Genomic DNA, 585 nt, shown 5'->3' on the forward strand with positions numbered 1-585 from the left:
GCTTCACGAAGTCACTTGGCGATGCAGAAAATACACAAGTGATCGACACCACTAAATTCGCATTTGGACGTTACTACAAGTTCGACATCCCAACAACAGTGAAAGCTGATGTGGCAGCTGGTGTAGATATCGAAAATACTGCAGCTCAAGTAGTCAACTACTACAACCCAACAACTAAGAAAGTTGAAAAACCAAGCAAACCAACTGAAAAACGTGTGAATAGCGTACCAGTACAAGTGGAATTCAACTTCACTAAACGCTTAGAAGGTCGTGAATTGAAAGCGAACGAATTTAGCTTCGTCCTTAAAGATTCAGAAGGTAAGACTCTTGAAACTGTAACGAACGATGCATCTGGAAACGTTAAGTTCTCAGCTATCGAATTCAAGAAAGAACAAGCAGGAGTTCACAACTACACAGTTGAAGAAGTTAAAGGATCTGACGCAACCGTTACATACGACACCATGAAAGCGAATGTAACAGTAACTGTTTCTCACGATGGAACAGCTAAAGTTCTTGTAGCAACTGTTGGCGAAATCGCTGATAAAGAGTTCAACAACCGCGTAACTCCTCCAGAAGAACCTAAGT

General features: G+C 41.4%; 1 protein-coding gene. It reads left to right on the plus strand.

What is annotated here, in order from left to right; translation table 11 throughout:
* Positions 1-585: Spy0128 family protein (locus QM887_RS09945; protein WP_414271442.1), on the plus strand; the 585-nt coding region annotated here is incomplete at both ends.

It is taken from the genome of Streptococcus infantis (genome assembly GCF_047460875.1).
Taxonomy (GTDB): domain Bacteria; phylum Bacillota; class Bacilli; order Lactobacillales; family Streptococcaceae; genus Streptococcus; species Streptococcus infantis_AA.